14 protein-coding genes and 2 tRNA genes are annotated in these 18,815 nt (G+C 62.2%); 12 read left to right on the top strand and 4 right to left on the bottom strand.

Translation table 11 applies throughout. The features are described from left to right. Window positions 1-114: 114 nt before the first annotated feature. A tRNA-Ala gene (locus DKM43_RS15590) sits at window positions 115-190 on the top strand. A gap of 111 nt (window positions 191-301) precedes the next feature. Here the strand turns inward: DKM43_RS15590 and DKM43_RS15585 are convergent. Next, window positions 302-1,243, bottom strand: coding sequence for an isopenicillin N synthase family dioxygenase (locus tag DKM43_RS15585; RefSeq protein ID WP_109799415.1), 942 nt, complete (start codon window positions 1,241-1,243; stop codon window positions 302-304). 64 nt (window positions 1,244-1,307) lie between these two features. Here DKM43_RS15585 and DKM43_RS15580 point away from each other — a divergent pair, with 64 nt between their 5' ends. Both DKM43_RS15580 and DKM43_RS15575 read left to right on the top strand, forming a co-directional pair. Continuing rightward, the gene (locus DKM43_RS15580; protein ID WP_109799414.1) at window positions 1,308-1,751 is read left to right on the top strand and encodes an EVE domain-containing protein; all 444 of its coding nucleotides are present in this window, start codon (window positions 1,308-1,310) and stop codon (window positions 1,749-1,751) included. Between the two features lie 85 nt (window positions 1,752-1,836). After that, complete coding sequence (locus DKM43_RS15575; RefSeq protein ID WP_109799413.1) at window positions 1,837-2,121, top strand: hypothetical protein; 285 nt, start codon at window positions 1,837-1,839, stop codon at window positions 2,119-2,121. 21 nt (window positions 2,122-2,142) lie between these two features. Here the strand turns inward: DKM43_RS15575 and DKM43_RS15570 are convergent, their stop codons facing one another. After that, window positions 2,143-3,450 carry an MFS transporter gene (locus tag DKM43_RS15570; protein ID WP_109799412.1) on the bottom strand — a complete coding sequence of 436 codons (1,308 nt, stop codon included), beginning with the start codon at window positions 3,448-3,450 and terminating at the stop codon, window positions 2,143-2,145. Between the two features lie 139 nt (window positions 3,451-3,589). Here DKM43_RS15570 and pgsA point away from each other — a divergent pair, with 139 nt between their 5' ends. Then, entirely contained in the window at window positions 3,590-4,183 is a 594-nt protein-coding gene (pgsA, locus tag DKM43_RS15565) for a CDP-diacylglycerol--glycerol-3-phosphate 3-phosphatidyltransferase (protein WP_109799411.1), read from the top strand. A gap of 60 nt (window positions 4,184-4,243) precedes the next feature. Here the strand turns inward: pgsA and DKM43_RS15560 are convergent, their stop codons facing one another. After that, a complete protein-coding gene (locus tag DKM43_RS15560) occupies window positions 4,244-5,140 on the bottom strand; it encodes a hydrogen peroxide-inducible genes activator (RefSeq protein ID WP_109799410.1) in 897 nt (298 codons plus the stop codon). Window positions 5,141-5,144: 4 nt separating this feature from the next. Then, entirely contained in the window at window positions 5,145-6,362 is a 1,218-nt protein-coding gene (gene rnd / locus DKM43_RS15555) for a ribonuclease D (RefSeq protein ID WP_109799409.1), read from the bottom strand. Window positions 6,363-6,536: 174 nt separating this feature from the next. On the opposite strand from rnd, the gene aspS reads away from it, so the two are divergent. The 8 genes from aspS (at window position 6,537) to DKM43_RS16795 (ending at window position 18,705) form a co-directional block, all read left to right on the top strand. After that, a complete protein-coding gene (aspS, locus tag DKM43_RS15550) occupies window positions 6,537-8,330 on the top strand; it encodes an aspartate--tRNA ligase (protein ID WP_109799408.1) in 1,794 nt (597 codons plus the stop codon). Window positions 8,331-8,447: 117 nt separating this feature from the next. Further along, on the top strand, window positions 8,448-8,684 hold the full coding sequence (locus DKM43_RS15545) for an acyl carrier protein (protein ID WP_011444997.1): 237 nt from the start codon (window positions 8,448-8,450) through the stop codon (window positions 8,682-8,684). A gap of 129 nt (window positions 8,685-8,813) precedes the next feature. Next, on the top strand, window positions 8,814-10,076 hold the full coding sequence (fabF, locus tag DKM43_RS15540; RefSeq protein WP_109799407.1) for a beta-ketoacyl-ACP synthase II: 1,263 nt from the start codon (window positions 8,814-8,816) through the stop codon (window positions 10,074-10,076). A 10-nt stretch (window positions 10,077-10,086) separates the two neighbouring features. Further along, window positions 10,087-11,064, top strand: a complete 978-nt coding sequence (gene mltG, locus DKM43_RS15535) for an endolytic transglycosylase MltG (RefSeq protein ID WP_109799406.1) — start codon at window positions 10,087-10,089, stop codon at window positions 11,062-11,064. A gap of 322 nt (window positions 11,065-11,386) precedes the next feature. Beyond that, complete coding sequence (locus tag DKM43_RS15530) at window positions 11,387-11,863, top strand: 2'-5' RNA ligase family protein (RefSeq protein WP_236632625.1); 477 nt, start codon at window positions 11,387-11,389, stop codon at window positions 11,861-11,863. Between the two features lie 31 nt (window positions 11,864-11,894). Beyond that, the gene (locus DKM43_RS15525) at window positions 11,895-13,214 is read left to right on the top strand and encodes an adenosylmethionine--8-amino-7-oxononanoate transaminase (RefSeq protein WP_109799404.1); all 1,320 of its coding nucleotides are present in this window, start codon (window positions 11,895-11,897) and stop codon (window positions 13,212-13,214) included. Between the two features lie 71 nt (window positions 13,215-13,285). Next, window positions 13,286-13,361 (top strand) — tRNA-Thr (locus tag DKM43_RS15520). A gap of 961 nt (window positions 13,362-14,322) precedes the next feature. Continuing rightward, a complete protein-coding gene (locus DKM43_RS16795) occupies window positions 14,323-18,705 on the top strand; it encodes an autotransporter domain-containing protein (protein WP_407938512.1) in 4,383 nt (1,460 codons plus the stop codon). Window positions 18,706-18,815 lie beyond the last annotated feature (110 nt).

Here is an 18,815-nt window from a genome sequence, read left to right as displayed (position 1 = left end):
CAGACCTGAAAAAAGCGTCTTGTCAGCCGGGAAGCTCTCCCTTAGAGGCGCGGCTCCCGGCGACAGACATCCGCCGGAACGGTCTGAAATGCCATTACAGGCCGGATGAATTACGGGGCCTTAGCTCAGCTGGGAGAGCGCCTGCATGGCATGCAGGAGGTCAGCGGTTCGATCCCGCTAGGCTCCACCATTCACGATCGAAAAGGCCGCCCGCAGGCGGCCTTTTTCGTTTGTGGCTGCGCGGGGCTTTGCCGAAGCCCGCGCTCTCGCTGAAGCAAGTGCGCAGGCTTCGGCAAACGTTTCACTTCTTCAGGCCGATCTCACGCAGGCGTTCCTGCAGGTAGTCGTCTGCGCTGATCGAGACCGGATAACGGTCTGGATTGTCGGCGGTGATGCACTGGGGCAGCGTCTTGAAGCGGAAGTCGCTGCGCAGGTGCAGGAAGAAGGGCATCGAATAGCGGCTGTGCCTTGCGCGTTCGCCCCGCGGGTTGCGGACGCGGTGCGTGGTGGATGGCAGGACGTGATTCGTCAGCCGTTGCAGCATGTCGCCGATATTGATGACGAGTGCGCCATCCGGCGGTGAAACGCCGATCCATTCGCCCTGCTTGGTCAGCAGCTCAAGTCCTGCTTCTTCCGCGCCAAGCAGCAGAGTGATGAGATTGATGTCCTCGTGTGCACCGGCCCGGATGGCGCCTTCGGGAGCATCGGCGGGAAGGGGCGGATAGTGCAGCAGACGCATGACCGAGTTGCCATCCTCGATCGCGGGATCGAACCAGTGCGCATCCAGACCGAGCCATGTGGCGATGTGTGAGAGAATGCGCGCGCCGACAGCGTCGAATGCAGCATAAAGCGTCTGGAAGGTTTCGCGAAAACCCTCTGGCCGTGTCGGCCAGACATTGGGGAACATCGACAGCCCGGCCAGAGGATGATCCGCCGGAAGATCGCGTCCGACGTGCCAGAACTCCTTCAGGTCATGCTGCTTTGCGCCCTTGGCGATTTCGGTGCCGAAGGGGGTGTAGCCTCGTGCGCCGCCTTGGCCTTCGATAAAGTATTGCCGTTTTTCCGCTTCGGGCAGGGCAAAGAACGCGGCTGTCAGCTCCCATGCGCGGGCGATGAGCGCGGGATCAATGCCGTGGTCCTTTACCATCGCAAAGCCGAAGGTCTGAAAGGATTCGCCCAGTTCGCGAGACAGGGCTTCAGGCTCGCCGTTCAGCGAGATGACGGGCAGGGTTTCGAGAGGCATGGTGTTCCAGTTCGGAAAATTGTCGCTATGGAAACCGCCTCTAACGGGAATCGCGCAGGCTTTCATGACCAAAATCAACATCGCAGATACCGATGGCCGCAATCTCTGGCTGATGAAGTCGGAACCGGATGTCTATAGCTGGGACGATCTCGTGACCGAAGGCGAGGGCACGTGGGATGGCGTGCGCAATCATCTTGCGGCACGCAATCTGCGCACCATGCAGCCCGGTGATCTTGCCTTTTTCTACCACTCCAACATCGGCATAGAGATCGTTGGCGTAATGATGATCAGCGTGGGCGGCATCACCGATCCGACCGACCCAGAAGGAAAGTGGGCTGCCGTCAAGGTTAAGCCGGTCGAAAAGCTGCCGCAGACGGTAACGCTGAAGCAGATCAAGGCAACGCCCGAACTTCAGGACATGGACCTTATCCGGCTTTCGCGGCTGTCGGTCGGCGCGGTCCGGCCAGAGGAGTGGCATCTGATCCTGGAAATGGCGGGGGCGCGCTGAGCAATCCTGTCCCGTCCCGGAACAGGGCGGACATTGCGCATGGCCGGGTATTTCACAAGGTAAACGAATCGTTAAACTGGCGGGCATGGACAGGATGCTTGCCAGACACGCCGGAGCGCTCTTCAACGGGGCGGCCTACGGCACCGCCCGCCACCCGTTTCGCGCCTCGCTGCCGCGCCACGCACTGCGTGAACTGCCGCGGTTCGAGCCGGAAGTGATGGCGGCCATGCGCCGTGCGGAAGAGCGCCTGCGCGAGGTGGAGGTGCGTTCCGCGCCGGTCGATCTCAAGCGCATTTCCATGCGCGACATCCGCGAGTTCCTGCTGGCCTATTGCGCCTGCTTTCTGGCAGTAATGGCATTCATTGCCTGAAGATCAGGCATTGCCTGACCTTCAGACCGCCGCGGCCTTTTCCGCGCGGTAAAGCAGCCAGCCCAGCCAGGCTGAAACGACGCACATGGCCGCTCCCAGCAGAAGCTGTTCGGCCAGAGCTACCCCAAGCCCGCTGAGACTGGCAGCGATCAGCGCGCCCATGACCATCGCGCCGGAGTTCACGATGTTGTTTGCCGCGATGGTCCGTGCGGTTTCAGACTTATCGACCACCGTGGTCAGAAACGCATAGAGCGGCACCACGAACATGCCGCCCGCCACCGCAATGCCGAGCAGCGTGAGCAGCAGGGGGATGGCCAGTGGCTGCGCGATGAAGGTGGCCACGTTCATCAGCGCGCGGCCATCCATGTCTGGCCAGGCGCGGCATACCAGATAGAACGCGACGACGAACAGCCCCATGACGATCACGGAAGCGGGCGAGTAGCGCGCCGAAACCGTGCCTTTCAGCAGTGCGTTGATCGACATCGAGCCGATCGCGATGCCGACCGAGAACATGACGAGGAAAAGGCTGGCCACTTCCTTGCTGGCGTGGAGCACGTTCTTGGCCAGGGGTGGAAACTGGATGAACAGAACGGTTCCCACGGTCCAGAAGAAGCTGATGGCCACGATGGCCATGAAGACCTGCCGATGGCGCATCGTATTGCGAATCAGCGCCAGCGAGGAGGTCAGCACGTTGTAGTCGATCTTCTGGCGCTCGATCAGTGGCGGTGCAGGGGGCACCTGTCGGCCAGCGATGTATCCGGCCACGGCAGTCATAACGACAGCCACTGCCGCCAGTTCGACCGGGATCCAGCCTGCAAGAATCGTCCCGGCGAGAATCGCGATATAGGTTCCGGCCTCGACCAGACCGGTGCCAGCCAGCACTTCGTGCTCGTGCAGGTGCTGCGGCAGGATGGCGTATTTGATGGGGCCGAAAAAGGTGGAGTGCACGCCCATTGCCAGAAGGGCCGCCAGCATCAGCGGGATGGCGATGGCCTGCACTTCCAGCCCCATCCATGCCATCAGCAGACCTCCGCCGCCAACTAGCATGATGCCGATTTCGCACGCCTTGACAATGCGGATGATCCGGGCCTTGTCGCGCATGTCGGCAAGCTGGCCTGCCAACGCGGAAAGCAGGAAGAAGGGCAGAATGAACAGGGCCGAGGCGATGGCCGAGAAGCGCGCCTCCTCGGCTTCGGAGCTGTAAACGCTGTAAACCGCGAAGAGCACCATCGCGTTCTTGTAGAGATTGTCGTTGAAGGCCCCCATTAGCTGGGTGACGAACAGCGGCAGGAAGCGGCGCGTGCGCACCAGATGCGTCGATGTTGTCATGTATCCTTGGCCAGCATCGTCTTGTCGGGAGCACCCTTAGCCCGGTGCCGGGCTTGGGCAAGAGGTTTCGGCGGGCATGGCACTATGGCGCCAATGTTGCGATTCCGTTTGCCGCATTTGCGCGCTATGCCTTGGGCCGATGCTGACCCTGCCCAATCTGCTCACGCTTTCCCGCATCCTTGCTGTGCCCCTGCTGGCTGCTCTCCTGTGGTGGCCGCAATGGCGTATGGGTTATGGGCTGGCCTTCGCGGTCTATTGCCTGATGGGCATCACAGATTATTTCGACGGTTATCTGGCCCGCGCACAGGGGACTGTCAGCAAGCTCGGCATCTTTCTCGATCCCATTGCCGACAAGATCATGGTTGTGGCCGTTATCCTTGTTCTTACGGCGCAAGGCGTGCTCCACGGCCCTTATGTGGGCGACATGCACGTGATTGCAGGTCTCATCATCATGCTTCGGGAGATCGCCGTTTCCGGACTGCGCGAGTTTCTTGGCGGCATCCGGGTTTCCGTGCCGGTCAGCCGCCTCGCCAAATGGAAGACCACCTTCCAGATGATCGCGCTGGGTGCCCTGATTCTCGGCAAGGCTCTGCCTGGCTGGCTCATGCCGGTGGCGGGGATCGAGGTGAACGTGCCCCATACCGTTGGCCTGACAACGCTATGGGCAGCGGCCGCGCTGACGGTCATCACCGGTTGGGATTACCTGAGGGTCGGCCTGAAGCATATGGACTGACCGCGGGCAGGCTGACCGATCATCGCGCTTTGTCGTCCGTCTTCGGCAATTGAACCGCTATCAGCCCGCGCGCAGTTCTTCCGCCAGCATCCTGAACTCTGCCGAACGGGGGCTGTTGCGGCGCCAGACCAGCGCAATATCGCGCCAGGCATGGTCTGCCTTGAGCGGGCGGGCCACGATCTGGGTATCGTGCAGAATGCCCGCATCGATCGCCATCTTGGGCAGCATCGTCAGCCCCAGTCCATTGTCGACCATCTGGACAAGCGTATGCAGCGAGGTGCCTATCATCGTGGCGCTTGCCCGCAGTTCAGGGCGGTTGCAGGCAGCAAGCGCGTGCTCTTTCAGGCAGTGGCCATCTTCCAGCAGAAGCAGGCGGTTCTCGTCGATCAGGTTTGCGGTGATCGTGGCGGGAGGATCGCGCGGATCGTCCTTGGGAAACGCCACGAACAGATCGTCCTGGAACAGCACCTCTGTCTCCACGTCGCCGGTGGCGAAGGGCAGGGCGAGCAGGACGCAGTCCGCGCGCCCGTGGTGGAGCGATTCGATGGCTGCGGCGCTTGGCTCCTCGCGCAGGAAAAGCTTGAGCTGCGGCCGCTCCTTGCGCAGGCGCGGCAGAATGCGCGGCAGCAGGAACGGCGCGATCGTGGGGATCACGCTCATGCGCAGTTCGCCCGCCAGTGGCGCGCCATGGCTCTGCACCAGTTCGGACAGTTCCTCTGCCTCGCGCAGCAGGCGGTGGGCTTTGGCAACAACCTGATTGCCCAGCGGCGTGAAGCGCACGACGCGCCGCGTGCGTTCCACCAGCGTGACGCCCAGCAGCGATTCCAGTTCGCGCAGACCCGCCGAAAGCGTGGATTGCGAGACGTAGCAGGCATCGGCCGCGCGGCCGAAGTGCCCATGTTCATGCAGCGCGACTAGATACTGCAACTGCTTGAGCGTGGGCAGATAGGTGGTCATGGGTTCACTCGTCGACGTGCACGACGACGGCGGGGGCACTTTCGCTGCCGCCGATATCGTCGATATGGGCCATCTTGAGTTTGCCGTTCACGACCGCGAAGGCAAGCTTGCCTTCCACCAGTTCGAGCGCATCACGGCCGAACTGCTCGAAGCGCCAGCCTTCGAGGATGGGCAGGTTCTTGCGCTGCCCCGCGGCCAGCAGTTCCAGATCATCCGAGCGCGCCAGAAGGCGCGCGGCGATGTCGATCTCGCGGCTACGTATCTTGAGCAGCAGCTTGAGCAGATCGGCCACCAGCGCGCCTTCCTTGCCAAGAGGCGCGCCGCGCGGTGTCTTGGGCGGCATTTCCGCCTCTGAAAGAGGCGTGGCATCGGCCAGCGTCTGCATGAGGCGGCGGCCTATGTCGTTGTCCTTCCATCCGGCGGAAAGGCCGCGCACCTTGGCAAGATCGGCCTGATCGCGCGGAGGGTGGCTCGCGATGTCGGCCAGTGTTTCGTCGCGCATGATGCGCCCGCGCGGGATGTTCTTGTCCATAGCTTCGCGTTCGCGCCAGGCGGCCAGCGCTTTCAGCCGACCGAGCACAGCGGGATTGCGGCTTGGGGCGCGGATTTTCTGCCACACCGTGTCCATGTCGGTGCGGTAGTTTTCCGGATCGGCGAGCTTTTCCATCTCGATGTCGAGCCATTCGCCACGCCCGGTCTTGATGAGGCGCTTGAGCAGCTTGGGAAAGATCTTCGCGAGGTGAGTGACATCGCCGATGGCATATTCGATCTGGCGTTCGGTGAGCGGGCGGCGTGACCAGTCGGTAAAGCGCGCGCCTTTGTCGATCGTCAGGCCAAGCCAGCTTTCGACGAGGTTGGAATAACCGATCTGTTCCGACTGGCTGATGGCCATCATGGCAATCTGCGTGTCGAAGATCGGGTGCGGCGTCTTGCCGGTGAGGTTGTAGATGATCTCCACGTCCTGCCCGCCAGCATGAAAGACCTTGAGCACGTCCTCGTTGTCGACGAGCAGGTCGAGCAGGGGCGACATGTCGAGACCGGGAGCCAGCGGATCGATCGCGGCGGCCTCCTTGTCGTCTGCGATCTGCACCAGGCACAGTTCGGGCCAGTAGGTGTTCTCGCGCATGAACTCGGTATCGACCGTTATGAAATCGGCCTTGGCCAGACGTTCGCACAGGTCAGCCAGAGCATCGGTCGTGGTGATGAGGGGATGTATCTTCATCGGTCTTTTCTGTATGGCGCGCTGTGGAAAGCGGCCCGGTGGTGCCCCCTGCCGGAGGCTTCGGCTTGACCGCTTCCCTCCAGCGTGGGGGCGCGGCTTGACAAATGCGCGGCCATCGCCTGTTAGCCGCGCATTCCCCCCTGCCCGATTGCAGACCGATTGGAAAGAGTTTCGATGCACCTTTACCGTTCCCATACCTGCGGCGCCCTTTCGCGCGGTGATGTCGGGCAGGCCGTCCGCCTTTCAGGCTGGGTGCACCGCAAGCGCGACCATGGCGGCGTGCTGTTCGTTGACCTGCGCGATCACTACGGCATGACCCAGATCGTGGCTGATGCCGACAGCCCGGCCCTGCCGATCCTGGAATCGCTGCGCGTGGAATCGGTCGTGACCATCGATGGCGAGGTGAAGGCCCGCTCCGAAGGGACCGTGAACCCCAATCTGGCAACCGGCGAGATCGAGGTTTTTGCCCGCGCCGCCACCGTGCTTTCGGCAGCAGAAGAACTGCCGATGCCGGTTGCAGGCGAGCAGGACTATCCGGAAGACATCCGCCTGCGCTACCGGTTCCTCGATCTGCGGCGCGAGACGCTGCACGCCAACATCGTCACGCGCACCAAGGTCATTTCGGACATGCGCCGACGCATGGAAGCGGCTGGCTTTACCGAATATTCCACCCCGATCCTGACGGCCTCCTCGCCCGAAGGCGCGCGCGACTTCCTCGTTCCCAGTCGCATCCATCCGGGCAAGTTCTATGCGTTGCCGCAGGCGCCCCAGCAATACAAGCAGCTGCTGATGGTGGCGGGCTTTGATCGCTACTTCCAGATCGCCCCGTGCTTCCGCGACGAAGACCCGCGTGCCGACCGTCTGCCGGGCGAGTTCTACCAGCTTGACCTCGAAATGAGCTTCGTCACGCAGGAAGAGGTCTGGGAGACGATGGAGCCGGTCATCGGCGGTGTGTTCGAAGCCTTTGCCGCCAGAGATGGCAAGACCCGCAAGGTCACGCCTATCGGCAGCTTTCCGCGCATTCCCTATGCCGAGGCCATGCTCAAGTATGGCTCGGACAAGCCGGACCTGCGTAACCCGATCATCATTTCGGATGTCTCGGAAGAGTTTGCCCAGTCCGGTTTCGGCCTGTTCGAGAAGATCGTAGGCACGGGCGGCGTCGTGCGCCTGATCCCGGCGCCGGGCACAGCCGACAAGAGCCGCAAGTTCTTCGACGACATGAACGACTGGGCGCGTTCGGAAGGTCATGCCGGGCTTGGCTATGTCACGCGCAAGGGGGGCGAGTTCGGCGGCCCCATTGCCAAGAACCATGGCGCAGACCGGATGGCCGCGCTGTTCGACCGGCTCGGCCTTGGCCCTGATGACGGCTGCTTCTTTGCCGCGGGCAAGGAAGAGCAGGCGGCGAAGCTGGCGGGCGCTGCGCGCACCCGCGTGGCCGACCAGCTCGGTCTGATCGATCAGGACCGCTTCGAGCTTTGCTGGATCGTCGATTTCCCGTTCTATGAATGGGATGAGGAGAACAAGAAGGTCGAGTTCAGCCACAACCCGTTCTCGATGCCGCAAGGCGGGATCGAGGCGCTGAACAATCAGGATCCGCTGACGATCAAGGCGTTCCAGTACGACCTTGTGTGCAACGGCTACGAGATCGCGAGCGGATCAATCCGCAACCAGTCGCCTGAAACCATGGTCAGGGCGTTTGAGATCGTCGGTCTTTCGAAGGCTGACGTGGAAGAACGCTTCGGCGGTCTTTACCGTGCCTTCCAGTATGGCGCGCCGCCGCACGGGGGCATGGCGGCGGGCGTGGACCGCATCGTCATGCTGATCTGCGGGGCCCAGAACCTGCGCGAGGTGACGCTGTTCCCGATGAACCAGCGCGCCGAGGATCTGCTGATGGGGGCGCCATCTCCGGCATCTCTCAAGCAGCTGCGCGAATTGAACATCCGCGTGGTGGAGCAGGCAAAGGGCTGAGCGGCGGCCGGGCGGCGATTGGGATGAAGCATACCGCACCCCTTGCCAGCCCGCTTTCCGTTCATTAGGGCGAAAGCCGAACAGATAACCAACCGCTTTCCTTCGAAGGGGCATTTCATGAGCGATACCGCCGACCGCGTTAAGAAGATCGTTGTCGAGCACCTCGGCGTCGAGGCTGACAAGGTCACCGAAGAGGCCAGCTTCATTGACGATCTGGGCGCTGACTCGCTCGATATCGTCGAGCTGGTCATGGCGTTCGAAGAAGAGTTCGGCGTCGAGATTCCCGACGATGCGGCCGAGAAGATCTCGACCGTCTCGGACGCGATCAAGTACATCGACGAAAACAAGGGCTGATCGCCCATATCCCCGCTGCCCTGAGCTTGTCGAAGGGCTGCTGCCCGTCGCGGGCGGCAGGGGAGGACTTCGGCAGGCTCAGCCCTCGATCAGGGGCTGGGCCTGTTTGCATATTTCCCGGAGATTTCAATGCGTCGTGTCGTTGTTACCGGACTTGGCCTTGTCACCCCGCTCGGTGCGGACGTGGAAACCGTTTGGAAGAACCTGCTGGCGGGCAAGAGCGGCGCAGGCCCGATCACGCGCTTCGACGTTACCGACCAGAAGTGCAAGATCGCCTGCGAGGTGAAGCCCGCTGACCACGAATACGGATTTGATCCGGGCAAGCGCGTGGATCACAAGATCCAACGCCAGGTCGATCCTTTTATCATCTATGGTATCGATGCTGCCGGGCAGGCTCTGGAAGATGCCGGGCTTGCCGATATGGACGACGATCTCAAGCTGCGGACCGGTTGTTCGATCGGTTCGGGGATCGGCGGTCTGCCGGGGATAGAGAGCGAATCGATTGTCCTGCACGAGAAGGGGCCGGGCCGCGTCAGCCCGCACTTCGTGCACGGGCGGCTCATCAACCTGATCTCCGGGCAGGTTTCGATCAAGTATGGCCTGATGGGACCGAACCATGCGGTCGTGACGGCTTGTTCCACCGGTGCGCACTCGATTGGCGATGCGGCGCGCATGATCAAGGACGGCGATGCCGACGTGATGCTGGCGGGCGGTGCGGAAAGCACGATCAACCCGCTGGGCGTTGCCGGCTTTGCACAGGCCCGTGCGCTCAATTGCAGCTACAACGACCGCCCCACCGAGGCGAGCCGCCCCTATGACAGGGATCGCGATGGTTTTGTCATGGGGGAAGGCGCGGGCGTTGTCGTGCTAGAGGAATATGAACACGCCAAGGCGCGCGGCGCGAAAATCTATGCCGAAGTGGTCGGCTATGGCCTTTCGGGCGACGCCTATCACGTCACCGCACCGCACCCCGAAGGCAAGGGCGCGGAACTGGCCATGCGCATGGCCTTGCGCAAGGCCGGACTGGCTGCGGGCGATATCGATTACGTGAATGCGCATGGAACTTCGACCATGGCAGACACCATCGAACTGGCGGCAGTGAAGCGGGTTCTGGGCGATGATCTTGGTGGCGCCTCGATGAGCAGCACCAAGTCCGCCATCGGCCATCTTCTGGGAGGGGCCGGGGCAGTGGAAACCATCTTCTGCATCCTCGCCATCCGCGATCAGATTGTCCCGCCAACACTCAACCTGCACAATCCCGATGAAGGCACCGAAGGCGTCGATCTGGTGCCGCTCACGGCCAAGCCCCGCCGGGTGCGGGCGGCGCTGAACAATTCCTTCGGGTTCGGCGGAACCAATGCCAGCGTGATCGTCAAGGCCCTCGAAGACTGAGGGCACCCCGATGGTTCGCCGCCGCTCCTTCCGCGCGCCGCTGATCGCAGCGGCAGCGCTGGTTTTCGGTGTGCTCTGCTGGTTTGTTGCAGGGTGGTATCTTTCAGGCCCGCTCGACGAGCAGATCGAGTTCGACGTAGGCAAAGGCGAAGGCCTTGCCGCACTGGCTGATGATCTTGAGGCACAAGGCGCGATTACCTCGGCAGGCATGTTCCGGCTTCGTGCGCGGCTGCTGGGCGGCAGCGGCGAGGTCAAGGCAGGCTCCTTCCTCATCCCCAAACGCGCGAGCGAGGCGACGATCCTTGAGATTCTCAAGGGCGACAAGGTTATCCGGCGTCTTCTGACCATTCCGGAAGGGATGCCTTCGATCATGGTTGCCGAACGGCTGTTGGCCAATGCCGATCTTGTCGGCCCCGTGGACGTGCCGGAAGAAGGCAGTGTCCTGCCCGACAGCTATGATTGGCAGAAAGGCGAGACCCGCGCCGCGGTGCTGAAGCGGATGCAGGCAGCCATGGACCGGACGCTCGCCGAACTGTGGGCAAAGCGGTCTTCCAGAACGGTCGCCAAGACGCCGCAGGAAGCCATCATCCTTGCCTCGATCGTCGAAAAGGAAACAGGCAAGCCGGAAGAACGGCGGATGGTGGCCGGGCTTTATTCAAACCGGGTGCGCAAGGGCATGCTGTTGCAGGCCGATCCCACGATCATCTACCCGATCACCAAAGGAAAACCGCTTGGTCGGCGCATTCGCCAGTCCGAAATTCAGGCGGTGAACGGCTACAACACTTATACGATGGTAGGATTGCCGAAGGGGCCGATCACCAATCCGGGCCGGGATTCCATCGCTGCCGTGCTTGATCCCGCCGAAACGGATGCTCTTTTCATGGTGGCCGACGGCACCGGAGGGCATGTCTTTGCCAGCACGCTGCAGGAACATAATGCCAATGTTGCCAAGTGGTTCGCCTTGCGCAAGGCGCGCGGTGAGCTGTGATTTCGGTGCACTGCACAAACTGTCCGAAACGGTAAGAACTTTCTTTCAATTTAGGCATAATTACGTAAGTTAGACGGAGGAAGGCACTGGGGTGGGTTTGTCTCACCCCTGATTTCCTGGGAACATTGCGGCTGTGCCGGGTTGGCTGGAAATGCAGGTCTGCTGCGTTGCTGGCTGAGCAAGGCTTTGCCGAGTGTTCCCACCCTTCCTTCGCTCAAAGTCTGCGCTGGTCGCACGCTTTGCTCGGCCTGTTGAAGGTTGACGGTCAGCGATGGATGCAGCCCTATACCCACTTATCGTAACGGCAGAGTTGCCCGGTGACATGCAGCGCTGGGCAGATGCCTTGCGTGTCGCGCACTATCCGCCTGAGCGGAACCGGGTGCAGGCCCACGTCACGCTGTTTCACGCCTTGAGACCGACGATGCGCGATGAAGTGTGCGCCATGCTTGCCGGGATGGGAGGCTCTTATGCGCCAGTCGCCGCCTATCTGGATGGCATCATGGACCTTGGCACCGGAACTGCGCTTGCCATCACCAGTCCCGGCATGATGGCGCTGCGCGCCCGGATGGCAGAACACCTTCACGGGATGCTGACCGCACAGGACATGGCCGAACCGCGCCTGCACATCACTGTGCAGAACAAGGTCTCTCGCAATGCAGCGCGTGCCTTGCAGAAGTATCTGTCTGGCTGGCTGGAACCGCGCCGCTTCGTCTTCACCGGTCTGGCGGTTCATCGCTATCGGGGCAGTTCGTGGGAGAATGCAGGCCAGTGGTCCTTTCGCGGATGCGAGAAGGCTTGATTGCCGGCAGAAGGAAGGTCAGGGCATTGCCATGAGCGAACTTCCCGAATGGTTCAGCGCAGGGCGCGGACATGTCTGGCTGCCCTATACCCAGATGAAGACAGCGCGTGCGCCGCTGCCAGTGGTGTCCGCGCAAGGCGCACGGCTGCGTCTGGCCGACGGGCGCGAGCTTGTCGATGGGATCTCAAGCTGGTGGGCCTGCGTGCATGGCTATCGTCACCCGCACATTGAACAGGCGGTGCAGCGCCAGCTTGAAACGCTGCCGCATGTGATGCTCGGCGGGCTTGCCCACGAACAGGCCTACGTGCTCGCCCGGCGCCTGGCAGACCTTCTTCCGGGTGATCTTGACCACGTGTTCTTCAGTGATTCGGGATCGGTCGCGGTGGAAGTGGCGATGAAAATGGCCGCGCAGTTCTGGCTCAACCGGGGGCAACGCCGGGTCAAGTTCCTGTGCTTTCGCGGCGGCTATCACGGGGACACGTTTGCCACGATGAGTGTCTGCGATCCGGATGAGGGGATGCACAGCCTGTTCAGCGGCGCGCTGCTGGAACAGGTTGTGGTCGATCTGCCGCGCGATGCCGAAGGCGAAGCCCGGCTGGGCGAAATGCTTGAACGGTGCGGGCGTGATCTTGCCGGGATCGTGGTCGAGCCGCTTGTGCAGGGGGCTGGCGGGATGGTGTTCCACGATGCTTTCACCCTGCAAGCCCTGCGCAGACTGGCCGATGCGCATGACCTGCTGCTGATTTTCGATGAGATATTCGTCGGGCTGGGGCGGCTGGGCGATGCGATGTTCGCCTGCGAGATCGCCGGGGTGCAGCCAGACATCGTCACGCTGTCCAAGGCGCTTACCGGGGGCACGCTGCCCCTTGCTGCAACCATTGCCAGCGCGCGCATCCACCAAGGATTTCTGTCGGATGATCCCCTGCACGCGTTGATGCACGGGCCAACATACATGGGCAATGCCCTGGGGTGTGCGGCGGCCAATGCCTCGCTTGATCTGTTCGAGCGCGAGCCACGGCTTGCACAGGCGCGGCATATCGGTGAGCGACTGGGACAGCTTCTGGCCCCAGCCAGAGAGATGGCAGGCGTGAAGGACGTGCGCGTGCGCGGTGCGATCGGCGTAATCCAGCTTGATCGAACCGCTCCCGCCGACCAGCTTTCGGCCGCCTGCATCAATCGGGGCGTTTGGCTGCGCCCCTTCAGGGATATTCTCTACACCACGCCCCCCCTGAGCATCTGCGACGCCGATCTTGAGCTTGTGGCAGGGGCCATGGTGCAAGCCGTGCGCGAATGGAGCGAGGGGATGGCGGCCGGATACGGTGCTGGGACAGTGGGCCCAGAACCAGCGTGAACAGATCAGGACGAAAAACCCTTGCGTAGCCCCCCTGCGCTGGCTAAACGCCGCCCCTGCCCACAGGGCGTGCCGCTTTAGCTCAGTCGGTAGAGCACATCATTCGTAATGATGGGGTCACGTGTTCGAGTCACGTAAGCGGCACCACCTTCTTTAAGGTGCTTTCCCAAGGAAAATCATCGGCTTCCTGCCAAAGGACGTGACTTCGGGAGGGCTGATTTTGCCCACTGATATGGCCAAGCCTGTTCCTGATCCAGATAACGGCATTGGCGGCGAACGCTCCGTGTTTGCCTCGCGCAATGTCCGGTGACGCATGGCGTATCACGAGCACATTGATTCCCAGTTTGCCGGATGGGCATTTTGGCCAACGTAAAATGCACGGGATCAGTTTGTGACAGAGAATGTGACGAGGCGCACGTAGTCATGCCCCGGTCAAGGAATTGCGCCGTGTCATTTGCCGCTGTGCGATTCGAGATTGTGCGAGCTCTGCCGGTGCACGCTTAACCTTTGGCAATCTTTTGATCGGGTCGCGCAATACAAGGATTTCACGGGAGCAACGATCCGATCTCGCCATTCTGGATGGCGGGTGGCCGACTGCGCTATCTTCATTATCTTAATATATTGAAATTATTAAATATAATTATCCGAGTTCAACCCCGGTCAGAAATGCGGGCAGCCGCAGACTTTTTTGATCAAATTTGATTGCTGTCAAACCGGACCGAGAATATGTTAGTAAAAACAAACCAACACAAACGGTCGCCTGGATGGGAGGGTTGACGTTGGCGATTTCTCGCAAGCGCAGCGGAGCAAGCTGCTTTGCCTATCGAAAGTTCCTGAGCTGCGCTGTCTCGGAGAGGCGCGCGTAAGATGGCTCGCACCGGTCGGCCAATGTCATCCAAGGCATCGGACACCGTGCACAGCCCGATATTTGGCGAGCCGGTCCATCCCGGCAACTGTTCTGTCGGACTGAGGTCCGACGCCCCGTTCAATCGCAGAGGAATGGCAGGTCAGCGTGAGCCGCAAGGTTTCGCGGTCGCTTCGGCACGTCCGGCTGGGCCGGGCGCATGGTGAGTTTGGTGGCTTTGAAGGTTGTAACAGGAGGAAAGCGATGAGAAAAAGGCAATACCGCAAGCAGATCGTGATGGGGGCTTCGCTTACTGCTCTGTGTGTCGCGATGCCGGCAGTGGCGCAGATGACCACTGTGACGGTTCCCGGTCTCAGCCTCCCGGCTTCTGCCACCATCCCCGGCGAAGCGCCGCTGGCAACTGGCGTGACCAGCACCGGATCGCCTGCCGCGAGCGCCACCGTAGCTGACGTTCCTACGGGAACGATCGAGCAGCTGGTGCAAGGTGAAGAAGGTGGTGCGACAACAGGTAGCGCCTCGTTGCTCAATAATGGCAGCACGACCATCCGTGCGAGTGCAACGGCAACCAACGCCGACGCGCAAGCCATCGCGAATGCCTCGCTGACGGACGGCATCAACCAGAACATCGCGGGGCCTTACACTGCGGTTTCGGGCACTTATTCCAACTCTGGCGCAGTGTCGACTCAAGCTGTTGCCAGCGCAGTCGGCGCCACCGGGCCGGGTGAGGGCAATGCACTTGGTGCGCGGGCCACGTCCTCTGCGATCGGCGGGGTGCATCAGGAAGCGGTGATTGAAGGCAACAAGACGGGAACCACGACCGTCAGCCACACCAACAGCGGAACCTTCGTTTTCACGTCTGGCGCTTCGGCCCGCGCCACCGATTCAGCCAGTGCAACTGCCGAGTTGGAAGAGGCCGTGTTCATTCGTGCGCAGGGTAATGGGAGCGGCAATGTCACTGCCAATTCCAGCCTGACCAACAGTGGCACGATCACCGCTTCATCTTCTGCCAACAGCACATCGACCGCGCTGGATGCAGAAGCCACTGCAAGTGCAGGTGGAGGCGAGCACGGTCTGTTCCACATCCGCAGCGCCGTTAATGGCACAGGTGTGGACGTTGGCAACGCTTCGCTGACCAACAATGCGGGTGCAAGCATTTCTGTCGGATCGAGCGCCTCTTCTCTGGCTCTTGGCAATGCCAGCGCCACCGCGCTGGGCGGCGATGGTTTCTCCACCGCCGAGGACAGCAAGGGGTCGGTGTTCCTGATCCAGGCGCAGGCGAGCGGCGCCGACGCGGGCACGGCCAATGCCACCCTTTCCAACGCCGGCACGATCAGCGCCTCCTTCACATCGCGGGCGACGTCGACCGGTGCGGAAGGCAGCGCCGGCGCGAGCACGATCTCGAACGGGACCATTCGTCAGATCGTGGAAGCAGGTGGCCCCGAATCGTTCGTAGGCCGGGTGGGCACTGCGACGATCTCAAATGCAGCTACTGGCACGATCACCGTTTCGACGGCGGCCACCAGCACTGCGGTGGGCGCCAGCAGTGCTTCGTCGCAACTGGGCGCAGCGGTTCTGCAGAACGGCGAGATCATTGGCGTTTCGAATGTGGCCTTCAGCAATGCAGGCACATTCACTGCCGGTTCCACGGCTTCTGCCACCGGCGGCTCGGCCAGTGCCGCAGCCGCAGCCGAGGGCGTCCGTCAGACGGGCGTTTCCATCGGCGGCTTCAACGCCAGTTTTGCCAATGGCGGCAGCTTCACCACGTCGGCAACGTCAACTGCTTCAGGCGGAACGGGCGCTTCTTCTTCGGCCAATGCCTTGGGGTATCAGGTAGTTAGCGAGCCTCTGGCGCTCAACGTAACCAACGGTGGCACATTTACCGTCAACGCCACTGCGGGAAGCAGCGGCTCTGCCAGCGCCGCGGCAAAGGGTATGGCGCTGTTTGCCAATATCGATCCGACCACCTTGCCGGCAGAGGAAGAAGGCGGCGGTGGCCATGGCGGCGGCGGCGGTGGCCATGGCGGCGGCGGTGGTGGCCATGGCGGCGGCGAAGAGCCGACGCTGTTCGAGGCAACAGCAGAAGAGCCGGATGACCCTTGGGCGACATGGACCAATCGCATCAGCGGCACCGTGGCGAACAGCGGAACGCTGGCAGTGACCGCAACGGCAACCGGCGCGCCTCCTGCCGAAGGTCCGAATGCCGAAGCCAATGCAGTTGGCGTGCACTTTGAATCGGCCGTGAACACGACCACGTTCACCAATACCGGAACGATCCGCGCCACAGCGGTGACGAACGGCGGCACTTCGCGCGCAACCGGCATTCTCGTGACCGATTTCGCAATCTCGCCGATCGTGCCCGGTGCAAATGATCGCATGACCATCGTGAACAACGGCGGCACGATCATTGCCCGGCAGAGCGTGAATGGCGGAACCACCTTCCGGCGCGGCACGGCCATCGATACTTCGGCGGCCCCCAATCCCGTGGACATCCGCTTCCAGGGTGCAAGTTCGGTCTATGGCAACATCAAGCTTGCCGCTGCCGACACGATCACGATTGCCAGCGGCACGACGACGCTGGACGGCATCGTCAATCCGTTTGTCGAGGAAGAGGTCATCAGCAGCGGCATCGGCACTCTGGCGGCCGGGCCGGTCGGGCCGCTCGTCGGCACCATGACGGTTGCCAATGGCGCAACGCTGTTGCTGGTCAACCAGCCCAACAACAACCCGAACTACGAAGGACCGGCAGCGGTCAACGTGAACACCTTCACCATGGCTTCCGGCAGCACGCTGTCGATGCAACTGGTGACGAGCAACAGCGCCACGGCAGCACAGGCAGCATATCCCTATATCAACGCCAATACTGCGAACCTCGCCGGAACGCTGGTTGTTGGCCTGTCGCCGCCCAACGGGCTCTACGCCAACAGCTACGTGTTCAACGACATCATCGATGCCGCCACCCGCAACGGCACGTTCTCCAGCGTGGTGACGAGCACGGGTTCGGCGCTGCTGACGCCGGTTGTCACCTATGATGCGCTGAACAATGTGGACCTGCGGGTCAACCGGGTGGCCTTCGATGCCGTGCCCGGCCTGACCTTCAACCAGGCCGCAACCGGCGGCGGGATCGAGGCTGTTTACAGCCCGAACCAGACTGGCCCGTTCGGAACGCTTCTGGCCAACCTGTTCCTGCAAACCCCGGCAACCTATGCGGGGGCACTGACGCAGCTTTCGGGCGATCAGTATGCCGGATACATGCACGGCCTGCGCAACAATGCGCTGCAGGTGTCCACCCTGGTGTCCGATCAGCTTGACTGCGCGATCAGCCGCGAAGGGGTCGATGGTTGCCGGAACCGGGAAGGCGGTTTCCGTCTCTGGGCGCTGGGTGGCTACAACGATGCGAGGATCGATACCGACGTGAACGCGCCGGGCTTCGAAGGCGACGGCACCTTTGCTCTGATGGGGCTGGACTACACGACCGGCGGCTTCACCATCGGTGCGTTCGGGGGCTACCGCAAATATTCGGCGGACTTCGACCGCAATCAGGGCCGGATTTCGGCCGACGGCTATCAGATCGGTGCGTTGGCCGGATTTGACAATGGCAACTTCTATCTGCGCGCAAACGGCAGCTATTCCGATCTCGGCGGCAACAGCCGTCGGTCGGTTGCGGTGCTGTCCACCGCCGGCCTGATCACTGGCAAGTCCGACTTCGCCGTCACCTCGTTCTATGGCGAGGCCGGTGTGCGGGTGCCGCTGGGCCAGACTTGGCTGACCCCGTTTGCCGCGGCCGAACACACCAGCGTGAAGCTGAAGGGCTTTACCGAAACGGGTGTGCCGGGGGCCAATCTCCAGTTCGCCGATCAGACCGAAAGCAATACCGCGCTGATGGCGGGTCTGAAGTGGGCCGGAAACTTCGGGGGCATCATTCCCGAAGCGAAGGTGGCCTATCGCAACGACAGTGGCGACGGGTTCTTCACCACGACCCAGCGGTTTGCCGATGGTCCGGCGGGCGGTCTGTTCACCACGCGCTCGCCCGTTACCAAGCGCGACTCGGTAATGGCCGGGTTCAGCCTGGCCGGGGCCTTCTCCGACCGGGTAACCGGGCGGATCGGGTATCAGGGCCGCTTTGCCAGCGATCTGAAGGACAATGCGTTCTTCGGCAGTCTGGTGGTCCGGTTTGGCGGCTCGGCAGCGGTGCCTCCGCCGCCTCCGCCTCCGCCGCCTCCGCCGCCGGCTGAAACGCCTCCGCCGCCCCCGCCGCCGCCTGCTCCGGCACCGGTTTGCAACAAGGGTCCGTATATCGTGTTCTTCGATTGGGACAGCACGGCCATTACGCCTGAGGCTGCGACGGTTCTGGACAATGCGGTGACCGCCTATGGCAACTGCGCCAAGGTGCCGGTGATGGTGGTTGGCCATGCCGACAAGTCGGGCGGGGCCAAGTACAATCAGGGCCTCTCGGAACGCCGCGCCGTGACGGTGCGCGGATACCTTGAAAGCAAGGGTGTGGACGGATCGGCGATTTCGGCTTCGGGTGTTGGTGAAACCAATCCGCGCGTGCCCACCGCCGATGGCGTGCGCGAACCTCAGAACCGCCGGGTGGAAATCACCTACGGGCCCGGCTCCGGCTTCTGACCGGAACCGGCACGTTCAAACCTGAAGGGAAAGGGCCGGCGCGATCCGGCCCTTTTTCGTGCTGTTGGACACCGCAGGATTTCGGCGTCTCGCATGGCCGCAGAAAGGCT

It is taken from the genome of Novosphingobium meiothermophilum, from assembly GCF_003171715.1.
Classification (GTDB): domain Bacteria; phylum Pseudomonadota; class Alphaproteobacteria; order Sphingomonadales; family Sphingomonadaceae; genus Novosphingobium; species Novosphingobium meiothermophilum.
This window is presented reverse-complemented; position numbering and strand designations above follow the sequence as displayed.